Annotated in this window: 16 protein-coding genes and 1 tRNA gene; 6 read left to right on the top strand and 11 right to left on the bottom strand. The window is 69.2% G+C overall.

The annotated features are described in order from the left end of the window. Positions 1-176 precede the first annotated feature (176 nt). Positions 177-806 (top strand): SGNH/GDSL hydrolase family protein, encoded by a 630-nt coding sequence (locus ACT3SQ_RS10410; RefSeq protein ID WP_441446008.1) that lies wholly within the window; start codon positions 177-179, stop codon positions 804-806. An 81-nt stretch (positions 807-887) separates the two neighbouring features. Here the strand turns inward: ACT3SQ_RS10410 and ACT3SQ_RS10415 are convergent, their stop codons facing one another. The 6 genes from ACT3SQ_RS10415 to ACT3SQ_RS10440 form a co-directional block, all read right to left on the bottom strand. After that, complete coding sequence (locus ACT3SQ_RS10415; RefSeq protein ID WP_441446009.1) at positions 888-1,718, bottom strand: C2 family cysteine protease; 831 nt, start codon at positions 1,716-1,718, stop codon at positions 888-890. Between the two features lie 31 nt (positions 1,719-1,749). Beyond that, the gene (locus ACT3SQ_RS10420) at positions 1,750-2,970 is read right to left on the bottom strand and encodes a pyrophosphate--fructose-6-phosphate 1-phosphotransferase (RefSeq protein ID WP_441446010.1); all 1,221 of its coding nucleotides are present in this window, start codon (positions 2,968-2,970) and stop codon (positions 1,750-1,752) included. Positions 2,971-3,149: 179 nt separating this feature from the next. Further along, entirely contained in the window at positions 3,150-3,944 is a 795-nt protein-coding gene (gene hisN / locus ACT3SQ_RS10425) for a histidinol-phosphatase (RefSeq protein ID WP_442332464.1), read from the bottom strand. A 98-nt stretch (positions 3,945-4,042) separates the two neighbouring features. Next, positions 4,043-5,119, bottom strand: a complete 1,077-nt coding sequence (gene rsgA, locus ACT3SQ_RS10430; RefSeq protein ID WP_441446012.1) for a ribosome small subunit-dependent GTPase A — start codon at positions 5,117-5,119, stop codon at positions 4,043-4,045. Then, a complete protein-coding gene (gene aroA / locus ACT3SQ_RS10435; protein WP_442332462.1) occupies positions 5,116-6,441 on the bottom strand; it encodes a 3-phosphoshikimate 1-carboxyvinyltransferase in 1,326 nt (441 codons plus the stop codon). The genes rsgA and aroA overlap by 4 nt, the downstream gene beginning before the upstream one ends. Positions 6,442-6,446: 5 nt before the next feature. Continuing rightward, positions 6,447-7,013, bottom strand: coding sequence for a hypothetical protein (locus tag ACT3SQ_RS10440; protein ID WP_441446014.1), 567 nt, complete (start codon positions 7,011-7,013; stop codon positions 6,447-6,449). A 256-nt stretch (positions 7,014-7,269) separates the two neighbouring features. Here ACT3SQ_RS10440 and ACT3SQ_RS10445 point away from each other — a divergent pair, with 256 nt between their 5' ends. Continuing rightward, a complete protein-coding gene (locus tag ACT3SQ_RS10445; RefSeq protein ID WP_441446015.1) occupies positions 7,270-8,067 on the top strand; it encodes a sigma-70 family RNA polymerase sigma factor in 798 nt (265 codons plus the stop codon). Then, positions 8,064-8,435: an anti-sigma factor gene (locus ACT3SQ_RS10450; protein WP_441446016.1), complete on the top strand. Its 372-nt coding sequence runs from the start codon at positions 8,064-8,066 to the stop codon at positions 8,433-8,435. The genes ACT3SQ_RS10445 and ACT3SQ_RS10450 overlap by 4 nt, the downstream gene beginning before the upstream one ends. Positions 8,436-8,565: 130 nt before the next feature. Here ACT3SQ_RS10450 and ACT3SQ_RS10455 read toward each other — a convergent pair whose 3' ends face one another. The 5 genes from ACT3SQ_RS10455 to ACT3SQ_RS10475 all read right to left on the bottom strand — a co-directional run bounded on the left by ACT3SQ_RS10455 (position 8,566) and on the right by ACT3SQ_RS10475 (position 15,482). Next, positions 8,566-8,640 (bottom strand): 50S ribosomal protein bL37, encoded by a 75-nt coding sequence (locus ACT3SQ_RS10455; RefSeq protein ID WP_395963762.1) that lies wholly within the window; start codon positions 8,638-8,640, stop codon positions 8,566-8,568. 137 nt (positions 8,641-8,777) lie between these two features. Then, positions 8,778-9,422: a GDSL-type esterase/lipase family protein gene (locus tag ACT3SQ_RS10460; RefSeq protein ID WP_441446017.1), complete on the bottom strand. Its 645-nt coding sequence runs from the start codon at positions 9,420-9,422 to the stop codon at positions 8,778-8,780. Positions 9,423-9,516: 94 nt separating this feature from the next. Beyond that, the gene (locus ACT3SQ_RS10465) at positions 9,517-13,413 is read right to left on the bottom strand and encodes a multifunctional oxoglutarate decarboxylase/oxoglutarate dehydrogenase thiamine pyrophosphate-binding subunit/dihydrolipoyllysine-residue succinyltransferase subunit (RefSeq protein WP_444502100.1); all 3,897 of its coding nucleotides are present in this window, start codon (positions 13,411-13,413) and stop codon (positions 9,517-9,519) included. Between the two features lie 150 nt (positions 13,414-13,563). Then, positions 13,564-14,661 carry an ATP-binding protein gene (locus ACT3SQ_RS10470; RefSeq protein WP_441446084.1) on the bottom strand — a complete coding sequence of 366 codons (1,098 nt, stop codon included), beginning with the start codon at positions 14,659-14,661 and terminating at the stop codon, positions 13,564-13,566. After that, positions 14,658-15,482, bottom strand: a complete 825-nt coding sequence (locus tag ACT3SQ_RS10475) for a response regulator transcription factor (RefSeq protein ID WP_441446083.1) — start codon at positions 15,480-15,482, stop codon at positions 14,658-14,660. Before ACT3SQ_RS10475 ends, ACT3SQ_RS10470 begins: the two co-directional genes overlap by 4 nt. Positions 15,483-15,971: 489 nt before the next feature. Between ACT3SQ_RS10475 and ACT3SQ_RS10480 the strand changes: the two genes are divergently transcribed. The 3 genes from ACT3SQ_RS10480 to ACT3SQ_RS10490 all read left to right on the top strand — a co-directional run bounded on the left by ACT3SQ_RS10480 (position 15,972) and on the right by ACT3SQ_RS10490 (position 17,960). Then, a complete protein-coding gene (locus ACT3SQ_RS10480) occupies positions 15,972-16,751 on the top strand; it encodes a M23 family metallopeptidase (protein WP_442332458.1) in 780 nt (259 codons plus the stop codon). Beyond that, the gene (gene tsaD, locus ACT3SQ_RS10485) at positions 16,748-17,806 is read left to right on the top strand and encodes a tRNA (adenosine(37)-N6)-threonylcarbamoyltransferase complex transferase subunit TsaD (RefSeq protein WP_444601122.1); all 1,059 of its coding nucleotides are present in this window, start codon (positions 16,748-16,750) and stop codon (positions 17,804-17,806) included. Before ACT3SQ_RS10480 ends, tsaD begins: the two co-directional genes overlap by 4 nt. Positions 17,807-17,884: 78 nt before the next feature. Further along, a tRNA-Arg gene (locus tag ACT3SQ_RS10490) sits at positions 17,885-17,960 on the top strand. Positions 17,961-17,962 lie beyond the last annotated feature (2 nt).

Genomic DNA, 17,962 nt, shown 5'->3' on the forward strand with positions numbered 1-17,962 from the left:
CGTTATCGCCCTCGTCAGAGCCGTCGCTGAAGACCCCGAACGCCACCGATCCGGGTATCGACGTCGCGATAGCACCAGCCGTTGCACTGCGCGACCCGCACAGTGCTGGACGTGTCGCGGCGAGTGGTCGCAGATCATTCGAGCATCCGAATCGCATTTCTGGCACGATGTCCGCCATGACCGCGCCCACCGCCCCCGCATCCCGCACCCTGCTCTTCATCGGCGATTCGATCACCGATGCCGGCCGTCGAGAAGACCCCGAGGAGCTCGGCCACGGCTACGTCCGTCTGCTCGCGGAGCACTTCGCGGCCCACGAGCCCACCTCCACGGTGATCAACCGCGGGATCGGCGGGGACAAGGTCGCCGACCTCGAGGCTCGATTCGGCCCCGACTGCCTGGACCTCACCCCCGACCTGGTGACGATCTACGTGGGCGTCAACGACTCCTGGCACCGCTTCACCCGGGGTGAGCATGTTACCGAGGAATCGTTCGAGCAGGGCTACCGCCACCTCCTCGCGCAGCTCGCCGCCTCGGTGCCGGAGGCACCGGTGCTGATGATCATCCCGTTCGTCGCGGATATCGACGAGGAGCGCACGCGGATCCACAGCGACCTCGACGGCAAGGTGGCGATCATCCGCCGGCTCGCGCAGGAGCACGGCCACCGCATCGTGGATCTCGAGCAGGTGCTCGCCACGGCCCTCGCGGCAGGTCACACCCCGCAGAGCATCGCCGAGGACGGCGTGCACCCCACCCCGCCGGGGCACCGCCTGATCGCCGACGCCTGGCTCGACGCAGCAGGACGCTGAACGGCTCCTCACGCTGCGCCGTGGAGGTGACGGGTTCAGATCCCGCCGGTCATCCGTCCGATTCCGGCACCCCGTGGAGCCTCACCGCAGCGGCGCGGTCACATCCACCGAGAGGAACCCGCGGCGGAAGCTGCGGGCATCGAGCACCAGCAGCTGATCAGGGCGCCAGGGATTCCGCAGGTGCACATGACCGCTGCGCGCATCCGCGCCGACCACCGCGAACACATGGTTGCGGGGCAACGGGCCGGCGGCGGTGGGAACACGCGAGCTGAGCGGATGGGTGGAGGCGGCGATCGCCCGCCCCTCGTCGCGCCAGGTGATGATCTGCGCGGCGCTCGGCATCCGCAGCTGGGAGTGGACCCGCTCGCCCAGCAGCAGCTCGAAGCCGAAACGGGCGAAGCCGCGCTGCAGGAAGCGGTAGTCCCCGGCCACATGGGCGGCGATCGCCTTCTCGAGCACGCCCACCCAGCCCGGGTTCGCGCCGTCCCGTCGGCCGTACTGGAAGATCCCCTGCTCATCGACCGGCAGCATCCGATCCACGCGGATCGGGACCGACACCGCGGGCAGCCGCACCGTGACGATGCCCTCCTCCTCGGCAGAGAGGAGAGCACGCAGACGCTCCGGAGCCGTCTCATGGATCGCGAGCATCGAGGCCATCACCCAGCAGTCGCCGAGCCGCCCCTGACTGGGCCTCAGCAGCTGCGGTGGGGCGAGCGGGCCGTGGTCCGCCTTGAGCGCGGTGGCGCCCGGTCCGGGCCCGAGGTGATGGACAGTCGGGTCGGGGGAGCCCGTCTCCGGACCGGACCAGGCGGGTTCAGTGGCCCCGAGACGCGCATCGCGCGCCCGCCCGGTCAGGGCGAGCGCGCGAAGGGTGCGGCGCCAGGTGCGCACGCGCGGGCGGGAGCTGCTCATGAGGATCTCCGCCCGGACATCATGGAGAGGCTCAGTGCTTCTCAGCCGCGACGATCTTCTGGCCGGTGCGCTCCATGACCTCATGGAACCAGGGCTGGGAGATGTCGAAGGCCTTGTGCCCGGCGACCCGCTCGAACTCGACGGCGCGCAGCACATCCCCGCGCTCCTCATCGTGCCCGATCAGTCCCGAGCCACCCTCGAGAGCGACCTGGACCGCGTAGTCGGTCATCGACTTGATCAGGCGGATGTCCTCGGGGTTCGCCTTCGCGGAGCGGGAGAAGTAGCCGGACTTCTGGACCATGACCTTCTCGGCGCCGAGCTTCTCGGCGAACTGCTTCGCGAACCACTGGCCGGGGTTGATGGTGTCGATCTTGACGTGGCCGAAGGGGTCCTTCTCGGGCTCCTCGCCGCGCGCCTGCATCTCGGCGACGATCTCGGGGATGCCCGCACCCTCGGAGAGGAAGATGTTCACGCAGCCGGCCTCGTCCATGACCACCTTGAGGCGCTCGGCCTCGGCCTCGATGTCGAGCTTCAGCTCGGGCAGGAACACGGCGTGCACGTCCCAGCGCTCGGCGCGGTGCCCGATCCCGGGCAGCCACTCCTGCTGGGAGTGCCAGGTCTGGTAGTACTCGGCCGCCTGTGCGGTGAGGTAGCCGCAGGCACGGCCCATGACCTCATGGATGATCAGCATCTTCGGGTTCGAGCCGTGCTCGGCGATGATGTTCTGCGCGAAGATGCTCGACTGCTCTGCGGCGGACTTCGCACCGAGCGACTGCTTGATCGGCACGATGTCGTTGTCGATGGTCTTGGGCAGGCCCACGACCTGCATCTCGTGACCGTTCTCGTGCAGGAACTTCGCGAGATCCGCGGCCGTGGTGTTGGTGTCGTCGCCGCCGATGGTGTGGAGCACGTCCACGCCGTCGGCCTTGAGCTTGTTCGCCGCGACCTCGAGGGCGTTCTCGCCCTCCTGGATCAGGCCGCGCTTGACCAGATCCGCGGTGTTGGTGAGCTTCACGCGGGAGTTGCCGATGGGGGAGCCGCCGTAGTTGTGCAGCAGGCCGGCCTTCGCACGCACCTCGTCGTCCACCACGATCTTCTCGCCGGAGAGCAGGCCCCAGTAGCCGTGCTTGTAGGCGATGATCTCGACGTCGGGCACGAGCTCGGTGTACCGCTCGATGAGACCGCCGACGGCGGAGGACAGGCAGGGGGCATAGCCACCTGCGGTCAGGAGGGCGACGCGCTTGACGGTCATGGAGAAGGATTCCCTTCACAGTTCGGGGGCACAGTGCCCCGAGTCTACCGAGACGGCCTGGGGCCCGATGACGAAGGTCCCCGCGTGGACGCCGCGGTCGCCGCGACGAGGTTGACTCCGTGGGCGCCCGTTCGGATCTCCCGCCCGGACCAGGAGCGGAAAACTCAGTATTCGCGTCCTCAGGAGTCGCGGGCCGCGAGCGCCTCGAGGATCTCCTCATGCAGGCGACCGTTGGTCGCCACCGCACTGCCGCCGAAGGGGCCGTCCTCACCCTCGAGCGAGGTGAAGCGGCCGCCGGCCTCGGTGAGGATCGGGACCAGCGCGACCATGTCCTGCAGGGCGAGCTGCGGTTCGCAGGCCGCATCCACCGCGCCCTCCGCCACGAGCATGTAGGACCAGAAATCACCATAGGCGCGCGTGCGCCAGAAGCGCTGCATGAGGTTCAGCATCTGCGGGAGCCGGTCCTGATCCGCCCAGCCGTGCAGGGAGGAGTAGGACAGCGAGGCCTCTTCGATCGAGTCGACGGAGGAGACCTGAAGGCGAGAGGCGCTGTTGATCCGCGAGCCCGTCCACGCCCCTGCGCCCTCGCCGCCCCACCAGCGCCGGTTCAACGCTGGCGCAGAGACCAGGCCCACCACGGGGCGGCCATCCTCGATGAGGCCAATCAGCGTGCCCCAGACGGGCACGCCGCGCACGAAGTTGCTGGTCCCGTCGATGGGGTCGATGACCCACTGACGCGGCGACGCACCGGTGGAGCCGAACTCCTCACCGATCACCTGATCCCGGGAGCGTGAGCGCGAGAGCTGAGAGCGCACCAGCTGCTCGGCGGCGCGGTCGGCATCGGTGACCTCGGTGAGGTCCGGCTTGGTGGAGACCTCGAGGTCCTGTGCCTTGAAGCGGGACATGGTCAGCTGGTCCACGGCATCGGCGAGCACATGGGCCAGGCGCAGGTCATCGGCGAATCGACTCGACATGCGCCCACACTACGACCCGTGCCCGCCTGCTTCCCGCAGCGACGCGGACCCTCGGGAAGCCACCTGCGCGGCGCAGCGGCGGCTTCTCCGCGCTGCGTTCACAGCTCCCAGGGATCGTTCTTGCGCAGCGCGGTGGCCAGGCGCCGGTAGGAGAGCAGACGGGCAGGACCGGCGGTTCCCGCCTTGCCGCCTTCGACCAGCGCATCCAGAGCACAGTCCGGCGCGTCCTCGAGATGGGTGCAGCCACGGGGGCAGCATTCGGCGAGCTCCGCGAGGTCTGTGAAGGCTTCCAGCAGCTCTTCGGGGTCCACATGGCCCAGCCCGAAGGAGCGCACGCCGGGAGTGTCGATCACCCAGCCGTCGTCCTCCGGCAGCGCCATCGCGAGCGCTGAGGAGGAGGTGTGGCGGCCCCGGCCGGTGACGTCGTTGACCACTCCGATCGCCCGGTCGGTACCGGGGACCAGGGCATTCAGTAGCGTCGACTTGCCCACGCCCGAGTGCCCGATCAGCACGCTGACCCGCCCGGAGAGCCGCTCGCGCAGCTCCTCCAGGCCCACGATCCCGGGTTGCCCGGGACGCCCGGATTCGGCCGCCTCCTCGGGCAACTCCCGTCGCGTCCGCACATGATCGAGCCCCAGCGGCGCATAGGCGGTGAGGAACGAGTCGGGGGAGCGCAGATCGGTCTTGGTGAGCACCAGCAGGGCATCGACGCCGGCGACATAAGCCGCGACCAGGCAGCGGTCGACCATGCCGCCGCGCGGTTCGGGATCGGCGACAGCGGTCACCATCACCATCAGATCGACGTTCGCGACCAGCGGGCGCTCGGTCGGGTCGTCGTCATCGGCGCTGCGGCGCAGGAAGGAGCTGCGCTCCTGGATGCGCACGATGCGGGCCAGCGACCCATCACGCCCAGAGATGTCCCCGACCAGGCCGACCAGGTCGCCGGGAACGATGGGGGAGCGGCCGAGCTCACGGGCACGCATCGCGGTGACCGCGCGCTCCGCTCCGGTGCCCTCCTCGACGATCGTCCGCCACCGCCCGCGGTCCACGGAGACCACGCGGGCGGTGACGGCGTCCTCATGCTTGGGCCGGTCCTTGGTACGAGGCCGCGAGCCGCGCCTGCTGGGGCGGACGCGGATATCGCTCTCGTCGTACTCGCGGGCCGAGCGGCTCACGCGTCGTCCACCGCCGGTTCCGGGTGGAGCATCGCCAGCCACATCCCGACGAAGTCGGGGAGGGTCTTCTGGGTGGTGCCGATGTTGACCACCCGCAGGTCCGGAACCCTGAGCCCGATGATCGCGCCGGCAGTGGCCATGCGGTGATCCTCGTAGCTCTCGAACACCTCGCCATGCAGCGGCCCCGGGTGGATCTCCAGCCCGTCCTCCAGCTCGACGGTGCGTGCCCCGATCTTCGACAGCTCAGTGGCCAGGGCCTTCAACCGATCGGTCTCGTGGCCGCGCAGATGCGCGACTCCGGTCAGCCGGGACGGAGAGTCCGCGAGAGCGCAGAGCGCCGCCATGGTGGGCACCAGCTCGCCGACCGCGGACATATCCGCGTCGATGCCACGGATCTTCCCGGTGCCCTTCACGCAGAGCGTCTCGTCCTCACGCCAGATCTCACCGCCCATCCGGCTCAGCAGCTCCCGGTAGGCATCCCCCGGCTGGGTCGTGGTCTCGGGCCAGTCGTCAACCGCGATCGTGCCGCCGGTGACCATCGCCGCGGCCAGGAAGGGGCCGGAGTTCGACAGGTCCGGCTCGATGGAGACCTGCACCGGTCGGATAGGCCCGGCGCTCACGCTCCAGCTGTGCCGACCCTGGTCGTCGATGCGATGAGAGGCCTGGATCCCGGCCTGACGCATCGTCTCCAGCGTCATCTCGATGTGCGGCAGCGAGGGCAGCACCTGGCCCACGTGCACCAGCTCCACATCCGTCTCGGCACGCGCGGCGACCAGCAGCACGTTGGAGACGAACTGGCTGGAGGCAGAGGCGTCGACCTCGATCCGGCCGCCGCGCAGGCGCCCGGTGCCGTGCACGGTCAGAGGCAGATGCCCGGGCTGTCCGTGCTCGGTGATCTCGACGCCCTGCTGCCGCAGGGCGTCGATGACCGCATCCATCGGACGCTGCAGCGCGGCGTCGTCCCCGGTGAAGCGGACGTCTCCGTGATGGAGGGCTGCGAGCATCGGCACGAACCGCATCACCGTCCCCGCCAGACCCGTGTGGATCTCGATCGGGTCGGCAGGATGCTCGGCAGGGGGCGGAAGCGGTGTCACCTGCAGGGAGCCGTCCTGCACCACCAGCACCGCGCCGAGTCGCTCGAGCGCATCGCGCATCAGCCGGGTGTCGCGGGAGACCAGGGCGCCACGCAGCGTCGAGGGTTCGTCCGCGGCGGCCGCCAGCAGCATCCAGCGCGCGGTCAGGGACTTCGATCCCGGGACCCGCACCAGCGCGTCGACGGGTTCGTCAGCAACAGGTGCGTTCCACAGCACCTCGGAAGCCATCAAGGTCAACCCTGCTGGACGGAGAGCTGCTTCTGTGCTGTCTGCACTGCGCCCTTCGCCTTCTTCTCCAGCTTGTCGGCCTTCTTCTCGAGCTCACGCTGCGTCGCAGCGGCCTTCTTCTGGCTGCGCTCGACGAACTTGTTCGCGCGGTAGCCCAGCGAAGGACGACCATCGTGATCCACCACTGCCAGCAGCACGCCGCCGAGCAGCCCGGCGTCGGTGAGGATCGACTGGACCTCATGGGTCAGCTCCTCGCCCCGCAGCTCCCAGACCTTCTTGCGTCCGGCCCAGCCGATCGAGGTGGTCAACAGCAGCGTCGCCGCCGCGGCGCGCGGGTAACGGTTGGTGGCGTACAGGACGCCGGCGCCGGCCGCGACCGCGCCGGCAGCGCGGATCACGGTGCGCGCATCGACGAAGCCGGGCGCTGAGCTCTTGGCGATCGCAGAATCGACCGCGTCGAAGGCCTGCGGGTAGACATCGATCTCCCGCTCGGGGTGGAGTGCGGTGCGCACACCTTCGAAGATGAAGGGAGCGGCGAGCAGCGGTCGTGCGATGCGGCGGACCAGGGCCATGGTGTCCTCACGTTCTTGACGGGTGTCAGCAGGTCCGGTGAGCCGGCCGTGTCGGGCAGCTCACCGGCGTCCAGACTACAGCGGAGGGAACATCCGCCGGGCCTCTTGCGTTGCACCGGGTGCATGGAGGGGACGGACTTGGCCGCCCCTGACGATCCCGCGAGACTCCGGCGGATGCCGGGAGAGGAGACGATGTATGTCCGTGACTGTGCTCGAGCACGCTCCGACCCGGCCCCGTGGCGTAGGTTGGAGGACGATGATCCAGACTGATGCCACCCCGAGCCCTGAGGCCGGCCCGCCCGAGGCAGGCCCCCCTGAGGCTGACCGGGCGCCGACGATCCCAGCCCCTGACGACGTGCAGGATTTCGACTTCGAGACCGAGGCGCTGTCGCACCTGGACTCCCTTTATGGCGGCGCCTTGCGGATGACTCGCAACCCGCATGACGCGGAGGATCTGGTCCAGGACACCTTCGTCAAGGCCTTCCGTGCTCGTGATCGGTTCACCCCGGGCACCAACATGCGCGCCTGGCTGTACCGGATCATGACCAACGGCTACATCTCGATCTACCGCAAGAAGCAGCGCAGGCCGAAGGAGGCCTGGACCGACACGGTCGAGGATTGGCAGCTGGCGGAGGTCGCGGGCCACACCAGCAGCGGTCTCCGCTCGGCGGAGACCGAGGTGCTCGACAGCCTCCCCGACTCGGCGGTCAAAGATGCGCTGGGCGAGCTGCGGGAGGACTACCGCATCGCCGTCTATCTCGCCGACGTGGAGGGCTTCGCGTACAAGGAGATCGCCGAGATCATGGACACCCCGATCGGCACGGTCATGTCGCGCCTGCACCGCGGGCGCCGACAGCTGCGCGAGCAGCTCTCCGACTATGCCTACCGCAGCGGCTTCCTGCGAGAGGACCCCACGGAGACCGGGTCGGACACAAGGTCGAGCACCGGGTCGGATACAGGGGCAGGTTCCGGGCCGGGCGCCACGACGGAAGCCGAGACGGATGTGCGGGACCAGACGATCACCTCGTCGGACGATCGGGAGGAGGAACGATGAGCGACAGCGACTACGCAGGGCGTGACAGCGACGACGCAGGGCGTGAGGATGCCGGGCAGCGGCCGCGACGGGATCTTCGCTACGGGCTCGAAGAGGCGCTCGACGGTGAGCTTCCCCGGGAGATGGTGGAGAAGATGCAGCGCCACACCGTGGACTGCCCGGAATGCGCCGATGAGTGGGAGCAGGTGCGCCGGGTGAAGGAGCTGGTGCGCCGCAGCTGTGCGGATCGCGCACCCTCCGAGCTCCGCGAGCGCATCGCCGTGCAGTGCCGGACCGTCTCGGTGACCCGCACCGAGGTCGACGGCAGCACAGTGCGCATCACCACCAGCTCGACCACCACCCGTCGCACGTATCCCGACTCCGACTGACGGAGAGTGGCGCCGCCGCGAAGAGACTGCCTTCGGGCGCCGACGCAGGCATGACGAGCGCAGGCATGACGAAGGGCCCCTCCCGCGATGGGAGGGGCCCTTCGTCATGTCGCTCGTGGCGACGTCACGGTCAGCTGTTGGGGCGCTTGCCGTGATTCGCGCCGCTCTTGCGGCGAGCCTTGCGCTTGCGTCCTCGCTTGCTCATCACGATCTCCTTTCTTCGCCCGGGGGAACCCGACGATTGTGCCACATCACGCCGCCCCTGGAGTCTCCCGGAGGGGGCGCATGAACTTTGCTGAGTCCGAGGTCACTCGGCCTCGTCCCTGCTCAGGGGCGGGTGAGTCAGGATGAGGTGCCCAGCCAGGAGCCGAAGCCGGCGTGCAGCACCAGCCAGGCCATCAGCCCGTAGCCGGTCTGCCCCGGATGGTCGCCCGGTGAGCGGGACAGGTCGCTCTCCCACTGGTCGTGACCCGTCAGACCGCCGACGGTGTCGACGAAGGGGATCCGACGACGGGAGCAGACGTCCTCGAAGGCTGCGGAGAGCTCACGGACGGAGCTCGTGGTCCCCGGGTCGCGGCTGGGCGGCGGGCCGACCACGAACGCGGGGATCCGCAGACGCTCCAGCCCGTCGAGGATCTTGGCGAGGTTCAGGCGCGAGCGGGCCAGGGAGATCCCCGCCTCGACGTCGCCGCGTCCCATGGCCACCACCACCCGATGATCGATCGATCCGTCGGCCTGCCCCTGGGTCGAGAAGCGACGCTGCACCTCTTCGTCCCAGCGCTCGGCCAGGTCCGCGGAGCTCTGCGCGGGCAGTGCCGCGGTGAAGACGTCGATGCGGCTGTCCGCACCCTGCTCGCTGGCCACCGCTCGTCCGAGCCAGCCCAGTGCGCGGGCGTCACCGACCCCGGCGAGGAGCTCGTCTCCGAGCGCGATGATGCGGATCCGGGGTTCCGGATGCGGGGCGAGCGTCATGGGCACGGTGGGCACCGGGACCTCCTGGACGGGGACGGGGACCTCAACACTAACGGCGTCAACACTAACCGCGTCGCGGGCCACGGGCGAACCCGTGACCCGCGAGGAATCAGGCGTCGAAGGCCCGATCGAGCAGATCCTCCTGCTCGACCTTGTGGGTCGCGTTCGAGCCGGTGGCGGGGGAGGCGGAGGCCGCTCGGGCGACGACCCGCAGCGTGCGACCGACCTCGACCGCGAAGTTCATCGCCATGAAGCTCCAGGCGCCCTGGTTCTGCGGCTCCTCCTGGACCCACACCAGGTGGGCGTCGGGGTAGCCGTCCAGCGCCTTCTTCAGCTGCTCGCTGGGCAGCGGGTAGAGCTGCTCGACGCGGACGATCGCAGTGTCGGTAGTGCCCATCTTTTCGCGGCGGGCGGCCAGGTCCCAGTAGACCTTGCCGGAGGCGATCAGCACGCGACGCACCCCGGCCGGGTCCACGGTGGTGTCCGGCAGGACAGGCTCGAAGGTCCCGGTCGTGAAGTCCTCCACGCCGCTCACCGCTGCCTTGTTGCGCAGCATCGACTTCGGGGTGAAGACCACCAGCGGCTTCTTGGGCTCTGCGAGCGCCTGCTTGCGCAGCAGGTGGAAGTAGCTCGCAGGGGTCGACGGGGCCGCCACCCGCATGTTCTCCTCCGCGCACAGCTGCAGGAAGCGCTCGATGCGGGCGGAGGAGTGGTCCGGTCCCTGGCCCTCGTAGCCGTGCGGGAGCAGCATCACCACGCTCGAGTTCTGGCCCCACTTCTGCTCGGAGGCGGAGATGAACTCGTCGATGATGGTCTGCGCGCCGTTGACGAAGTCGCCGAACTGCGCTTCCCACAGCACCAGGGAGTTCGGGCTCTCGACCGAGTAGCCGTACTCGAAGCCCAGTGCCGCGAACTCCGAGAGCGAGGAGTCGTAGACATTGAAGCGAGCCTGGTCGTCAGAGAGGTAGGACAGCGGGGTCCAGGTGTCACCGTTCTCATGGTCGATGAGCACGCTGTGGCGCTGCACGAAGGTGCCGCGTCGGGAGTCCTGGCCCGCCAGTCGCACCCGATGCCCCTGGAGCAGCAGCGAGCCGAAGGCGATCAGCTCGCCGAAGGCCCAGTCGATCTTGCCGGAGGTGGACATCTGCGTGCGGCGCTGGAGCACCGTCATCAGCTTGGGGTGGACGGTGAACGAACCCGGGATGTCGGTGTGCGCCTTGCCGATCTGCTCGAGCACGGCGGGATCGAGGGCGGTGCGCACCTCCTCGGGCTCCGCAGCGTCCTGCTGAGCGTCCGGCAGCTCCAGGCCATTGACCGTGTCCGTGTCCGAAGAGCTCGCAGCGCCCCCGCGCGTGGAGGCGAACGCCTCATCCAGGTGATCCTGGAAGTTGCGAACCAGCCCTTCGGTCTCCTCTTCGGTGAGGTCTCCGCGCTCGATCAGCGCCTCCATGTACAGCTTGCGCGTGGAGGGCTTCTCCGAGATCAGCTTGTACATCTCGGGCTGGGTCATCGAGGGATCGTCCCCCTCGTTGTGCCCGCGGCGGCGGTAGCAGACCATGTCGATGACGACATCGCGCTGGAACTTCTGACGGAACTCGAAGGCGATCTCGGCGACCCGCACGCAGGCCTCCGGATCGTCGCCGTTGACGTGGAAGATCGGCAGCTGCGTGGACTTGGCGACATCCGTGGAGTAGTACGAGGAGCGCGAGGAGTCCGGCAGCGTGGTGAAACCGATCTGGTTGTTGATGATCACGTGGATGGTGCCGCCCGTGCGGTAACCGCGCAGCTCCGAGAGGTTGAGGGTCTCGGTGACCACTCCCTGGCCAGCGAACGACGCATCACCGTGCACGAGGACCGGGAGCACCGGGAACTCCTCGGGCCGCTCGAGACGGTCCTGCTTGGCGCGGACGATGCCCTCGAGGACCGGGTTCACGGCCTCCAGGTGAGAGGGGTTCGCTGCGAGGTACACCTTGGTGGACTCGCCGTCATGCGAGGTGTAGGTACCCTCGGTGCCCAGGTGGTACTTGACGTCGCCGGAGCCGAGCTTCTTGCCGTAGTTGCCCTCGAACTCCTGGAAGATCTGACCGTAGCTCTTCCCGGCGAGGTTCGAGAGCACGTTGAGGCGGCCTCGGTGGGACATGCCGATGCAGACCTCTTCGAGACCGTTGTGCGCGGCGCCATGCAGGACGGCATCCAGCATCGGGATGACGGCTTCGCCGCCCTCCAGCGAGAAGCGCTTCTGGCCCACGAACTTGGTCTGCAGGAAGGTCTCGAAGGCCTCCGCCGCATTGAGCCGATCCATGATGTGGGTCAGCTCGGTCTTGTCGAAGGGCTTGCGCGGAGTCTCCATCTGCTGCTGGATCCAGTCACGCTCCTCCGGGTCGGAGATGTGCATGTACTCCACACCGATGGTGCGGCAGTACGCATTGCGCAGTACCCCGAGGATGTCCCGCAGCGACATCTCGTCCTTGCCGCCCAGCCCACGGGTGGGGAAGGTGCGGTCCAGGTCCCACAGGGTCAGGCCATAGGTCTCGACATCGAGATCCGGGTGGGTGCGCACCTTGTACTGGAGGGGATCGGTGTCCGCCATCAGGTGCCCGCGCACGCGGTAGGCATGGATCATGTCCATCACCCGGGCCAGGCGCTCCGAGGTGGTGTGCTTGAAGGGGTTGTCCGGCACCCAGCGCACCGGCTGGTACGGAAGCCGCAGCGAGACGAAGACACGGTCGTAGAAGCCGTCCTTGCCCAGCAGCTTGTCGCCCATCCGCTTGAGGAACTCGCCCGAGGCGGCGCCCTGGATGATGCGGTGGTCGTAGGTCGAGGTCAGCGTCATGACCTTCGAGATCGCGAGCTCCGCGAGGGTGGCGGGGTTCGCGCCCTGGAACTGGGCGGGGTAGTCCATCGCCCCGACGCCCACGATCACGCCCTGGCCCTGCATGAGCCGCGGGATCGAATGGACGGTGCCGATGCCTCCCGGGTTGGTGAGCGACACCGTGGTGTGCGCGAAATCGTCCATGGTGAGCTTGCCGGCGCGGGCCTTCTTGACGACCTCCTCATAGGCCTTCCAGAAGCCGCGGAAGTCGAAGCGCTGGGCTGCCTTGATGCTCGGCACCACCAGGCCGCGCGAGCCGTCGGGCCGTGGCATGTCGATGGCGAGGCCGAAGTTGATGTCTTCCCGCTTGAGGAGGAGCGGCTTGCCCTTCTCGTCGACATCGAAGCCGTTGTTCATGTCGTTGATCTCGGTGATCGCCTCGATCATCGCCCAGCCGATGAGGTGGGTGAAGGAGACCTTGCCGGCGCGGTGGCGCTTGAGATGGTTGTTGATGACGATGCGGTTGTCGAACAGCAGCTTCACCGGCACGTCACGCACCGAGGTGGCCGTGGGCACCTCGAGGGACTCGGCCATGTTGCGCACGATCGCCGCGGCAGGGCCGCGCAGCTTGACGACCTCGGGCTCGCGCAGCTCGACGGCAGGGATCTGCGACGTGGTGGTGGGGACCTTCGCGGGACGGTCCGAGGTGGTGGAGACCGCCGGTGCCTTGGAGGCTGACTTCGCGGGATGGTCGTTCACGGCAGGGGATTCCTTCGCGGGCTGGGAGGCGGACGCTGGAGCTGCGGCCGACGAGGAGGACGGGGAGGACGGGGAGGACTGGGCAGGGGAGGCCGCTGCAGACGCCGCCTCGGCGGGCTGCGCCGGCGGGGGATCGGCCTTAGCGGCGGATGCCTTCGCGGCAGAAGCGTCCTGCTCCTGGGCGACGGGCGAGCTCTCGGAGCTCTTCGGAGGCGTCGTCGTCGACGTCTCGGAGGAGCTCGAGGGGGAGTCGGTACTCGAGGAGGACTCGGGAGGGGCCGAGGGCTCGGCGTTCACCGTGTGGGTGGAGAAGTACTCCGCCCAGCTCGGGTCGACGCTCGAGGGATCCTCACGCCACTGCTCGCGGAGCGCGTCCACGAGCCACTGATTCGGGCCGAACTCCGCAGAATCGGAGTCCTGTGTCTGCTGTGACACTCTGAGATCGCCAGCCTTCTCACGGTCGAGAGATACGGATGGGCTCAGCCTAACGGCAGACGGTGCCCGACGTGCGCGGACGCCGCCTCCTCGGCAGGAACAGAGGGGGTGAGGTGCCTGACATCACCCTGTCAGGCCAGGATCACCCTGTCAGACCAGGGGCGCGTCCCCCGGGAGCACAACTCGGATCAGCGAGGAGCGGCCGTCCTGGTCGTCCCGGCTGCGGGGGTCGTCGAGCACCTCGATCGTGCCGCCATGCAGGCCCACCGCCCATCGGGCGATCGCCAGGCCCAGGCCGGTGCCTCCCGAGGAGTCGGCGTAGCCCCCTCGCTGGAATCGTTCGAACACGCGGGAGCGGTCCTCGCGCGCGATGCCCGGGCCCTCATCGTGCACGTCGATCCGCACCCCTCGGTCCGTTCCCGTGCGCACCGCGGAGATATGTATCCGACCGCCGACGGGGGAGTGCCGGGCGGCGTTCTCGAGCAGGTTGTGGATGACCTGATGCAAGCGGGCCGCATCCGCCGCGACCGACAGGTCGGGAGGATCGACCTCGACGATCCACCTCACGTCGCGGCCGCCCGAGGCCAGGGACGCGGCGTCCACCACCTCGTGGAGGAACGGAGTGAGCTCGACGGCCTCGAGATCCAGCTCGACCACCCCGGCATCCAGACGGGAGAGATCCAGCAGGTGGCCCACCAGCTGGGAGAGCCGCTCGGTCTCGTTCAGCGCCACCTCGAGAGCGGCGGGGTCGGGCTCGGTGACCCCGTCCACGAGATTCTCCAGCTGCGCGCGCAGCCCGGCGACCGGGGTGCGCAGCTCATGGGAGACGTTGGCGACCAGGTCCCGGCGCATCCGGTCGGTCTGCTCGAGCTCAGAGGCCATCGTGGAGAACGCTGCGGCCAGCTGACCCACCTCGTCGCGGCTGCTGGTGCGCACCTCTCGGCTGTAGTCGCCGCGGGCCATGGCCTGGGCGGCGCCGGTCATCTCGCGCAGCGGCGAGGTCATGCCGCGGGCCAGCAGCTGGGTGAAGACCAGCGCGGCGATCACCACCAGGGGCAGCGCGAGCAGCGGTTCGATGCCGGCACGGATGCTCACCTGCGTGAGCAGCGCTGCGACGCTCACGCTCGCCGCGACCAGGATGCCGAGCTTGACCTTGAAGGAGCGGAAACGATCCAGGGGGCGCACGTCGAGCCGCTCGGGGACGCGGCGCCGAGAAGAGCCGGGCACCCCGCCCCGGGGGGAGCTCACGAGCCGTCGGTGGGAAGGTTGGGGGTCGCCATCGAGGAGAGGTCCGGTGTGGTCCCTGCACTCGTGCCCGGAGCCTCCGCGCCCGCCTCCGGGTCCTCGGGGATCTCCAGGGCGTAGCCGACTCCGTGGACCGTGCGCACCAGGTCGGCGCCGAGCTTGCGGCGCAGCGCCTTGACGTGGGAGTCCACGGTGCGGGTTCCGGTCGCGTCCACCCAGTCCCAGACATCCGCCAGCAGCTGCTCGCGAGTCAGGACGGTGCCGGGCGCTCCAGCCAGGCACAGCAGCAGATCGAACTCGGTGGGCGTCAGATGGGCGGGGGCCCCAGCGCGCATCACCCTGCGGCCGGCCCGGTCGATGACCAGGTCCCCGAACTCAAGAGCCTCCTGCTTCTCCGCCTCGGTGGGGGCCGGTGCACCGGCGCGCCTCACCCGTCGCAGCAGCGCCTTGAGGCGGGCGACGAGCTCGCGCATCGAGAAGGGCTTGGTCATGTAGTCATCCGCGCCCACGCCGAGGCCCACCAGCATGTCGGTCTCGTCGTCGCGCGCGGTGAGCATGAGCACCGGGACCGGCTCGTCGGCCTGGATCCGGCGGCACACCTCGAGCCCGTCGAAGCCCGGGAGCATCACATCCAGCACCACCACATCGGGTCGCACCTCGGCCACCGTCCGCACTCCGGACGGACCGTCCAGGGCGGTGGAGACCTCCCACCCTTCGGCGGTGAGCCGGTCGGCGATCGCACGGGTGATCGTGGGCTCGTCCTCGATCACCACCACGCGCACGGGGGCGTTTCCGGTGGCTGCTGTCTTGTCCGGGGTCGGCATGGGGACACTCTAGACGGCGCTGCCTGGATCCCTCCGGGTAACGGCCGGGCAGGTGGGGACCTGCGACCGGCCCGGCACCCGGCGCGTGACGGCGGGTATCGCAGCGGCAGGAACCGCAGCGACGGGTGCCGCGCCGGAATGTGACGCACGGGGCACTCCCGAGCCTCCGGACGTGATGCGAACCCCTGGCTGGGCGCCCTCGCGTCAAGATCGGGCAACCTTTATGGCATCTCGGCAAAAACTTGGCAATGACCCGGTTGACCTGCTCGTCGGGCGCCCCGAGCGGCACGTAGTTTGGTCGAGGTTGTTCGGCGACGCGTACTTCCCCTGTCCGGCGTCGCGTTCGGACAGAGGCTTGAACGGGAACTACGCAGTCGCAATGGAAGAGGTCAACACGTGGCGAATCATCGCGCCGACGGACGCGCAGCAGTGCGCAAGCACCGCGCAGTCGGAGGGACCCATCGCGATTCTGCACTCTCTTCGGGTGCCTTGAAGGCGGGTGTCCTGGGAGTCCTGGCCACCGCCACCATCGCCGCTCCGCTGGCTGCCGCCGCGGCCGGGATCGATGAGGCCGCCCCGCAGGGCGAGACCGTGGCGCAGGCTCAGCCCGCTGCCGTCGCCGCGCAGCCCGCTGCCGCCATCGCCCCGGTGGCGCTGCCCGCCGCCGAGGCCGCCGCGACCGTCGATGCTGCGGTCGAGACCCGCACCGAGGAGGACGGCGCCAGCCGCTCCGAGGAGCGCACCGCTCCCGCGTCCGACGAGGCCGCCGCCGAGGAGCCTGCAGAGCAGGGCACCGGCATCGAGGTCTCCCTCCCTGAGCCCGAACCCGAACCCGAGGCGGTCGAGGTCGACGGCTCCGGCGCGGCGGCTCCCATCGGCGGCTCCGGCTACGTCCGTCCCGTCAACGGCACGATCACCTCCGGCTACGGCGGCCGCGTCCACCCCGTTCTCGGCTATTACAAGGGCCATGACGGCGTCGACTTCGGTGCCTCCTGCGGTACCCCGGTGCACGCGGCCAAGTCCGGCACCGTCGTCGCGGTCGAGTACCACCACGCCTCCGGCAACCGGGTCAAGATCGACCACGGCAACGGGGTCGTCACCGGCTACTACCACCTGCAGGGGTTCAACACCTCGGTGGGTGCGACCGTAGGCGCAGGCGACACCATCGGCTACGTCGGCTCGACCGGCCGCTCCACTGGTTGCCACCTGCACTTCGCGAAGATGGACGAGGCGGGCAACTACTCCAACCCGATGTCGATCCTGCGGTGACATCCTCTGGGTCCCCGATCGTCCTCGGGGTCGAGTCCTCCTGTGACGAGACCGGCTTCGGCCTCGTCTCCGACGGAGTCCTCCTGGGGCAGGGCCTCGCCTCGAGCGCCGCACAGCATGCCGACTTCGGGGGAGTGGTCCCCGAGATCGCCGCCCGCGCCCATCTCGAGGCGGTGGTCCCCACCCTGCGGATCGCCGTCGAGGACGCCGGCATCCAGCTGTCGGACATCAGCCACGTCGCCGTGACCTCCGGCCCGGGACTTGCCACTGCGGTCCATGTCGGTCTCGCCGCCGCGAAGTCGATCGCGTGGTCGCTCGGCAAGCCCCTGTACGGCGTCCACCACCTGGCCGGACATGCCGCCGCCGACACCCTCGAGCACGGTCCGCTGCCCGAGCGCAGCATCGTGCTGATCGTCTCCGGTGGTCACACCTCGATCCTCGCCGTCGGAGATCTGGTGCGCGACCCCATCGAGCACCTCGGCGACACCCTCGACGATGCTGCCGGCGAGGCCTTCGACAAGGTCTCGCGTCTGCTGGGGCTCGGCTACCCCGGCGGTCCGGCGATCTCCCGAGCCGCTCTCGAGGGCGACCCCACCACCTTCTCCTTCCCCCGCGCCATGCTGCGGCCGAAGGACGCGCCGTTCACCTTCTCCTTCTCCGGGCTGAAGACTGCAGTGGCACGCACCGTCGAGACCCTCGAACGGGCGGGGGAGCCGGTGCCGGTCGCGGACATCGCCGCCTCCTTCGAGCAGGCCGTGGTCGATGTGCTGGTCAAGAAGGCGCTCCGGGCCGTGAAGGAACGGAATCTGGACACCCTGATCATCGTCGGCGGCGTCGCCGCGAACGCCCGGCTGCGCGCCGTGGCGCAGGAGAAGTGCGCCGCGGCGGGCATCGAGCTGCGGATCCCACCGCCGGCGCTGTGCACCGACAACGGGGCGATGATCGCCGCTGTTGGCGACCTCCTGGTGCGCTCCGGTGCCGCTCCGAGCGGGTTGCGCATCGCCGCGGATCCCTCCGCCGTTCTGCACGGGGCCCAGCTGCCGCTGCTGCGGTGAGGTCCCGCTCACACCGACCGTCTGCGGAGTGTCCGAGGACGACCCCGGGCGAGAGGTGTTGCTAGACTTCCGTGGTCGGCCCGCGTAGCTCAGTGGATAGAGCGTCTGCCTCCGGAGCAGAAGGTCGTAGGTTCGAATCCTGTCGCGGGCACCAGA

Source organism: Brachybacterium sp. AOP42-C2-15 (assembly GCF_052377065.1).
Classification (GTDB): Bacteria; Actinomycetota; Actinomycetes; order Actinomycetales; family Dermabacteraceae; genus Brachybacterium.

Coding starts and splice junctions, on each gene's coding strand:
- ACT3SQ_RS10410 (WP_441446008.1), top strand. CDS start 177: ATGACCGCGCCCACCGCCCCCGCATCCCGCACCCTGCTCTTCATCGGC.
- ACT3SQ_RS10415 (WP_441446009.1), bottom strand. CDS start 1,718: ATGAGCAGCTCCCGCCCGCGCGTGCGCACCTGGCGCCGCACCCTTCGC.
- ACT3SQ_RS10420 (WP_441446010.1), bottom strand. CDS start 2,970: ATGACCGTCAAGCGCGTCGCCCTCCTGACCGCAGGTGGCTATGCCCCC.
- hisN (WP_442332464.1), bottom strand. CDS start 3,944: ATGTCGAGTCGATTCGCCGATGACCTGCGCCTGGCCCATGTGCTCGCC.
- aroA (WP_442332462.1), bottom strand. CDS start 6,441: ATGGCTTCCGAGGTGCTGTGGAACGCACCTGTTGCTGACGAACCCGTC.
- ACT3SQ_RS10440 (WP_441446014.1), bottom strand. CDS start 7,013: ATGGCCCTGGTCCGCCGCATCGCACGACCGCTGCTCGCCGCTCCCTTC.
- ACT3SQ_RS10445 (WP_441446015.1), top strand. CDS start 7,270: ATGATCCAGACTGATGCCACCCCGAGCCCTGAGGCCGGCCCGCCCGAG.
- ACT3SQ_RS10450 (WP_441446016.1), top strand. CDS start 8,064: ATGAGCGACAGCGACTACGCAGGGCGTGACAGCGACGACGCAGGGCGT.
- ACT3SQ_RS10475 (WP_441446083.1), bottom strand. CDS start 15,482: ATGCCGACCCCGGACAAGACAGCAGCCACCGGAAACGCCCCCGTGCGC.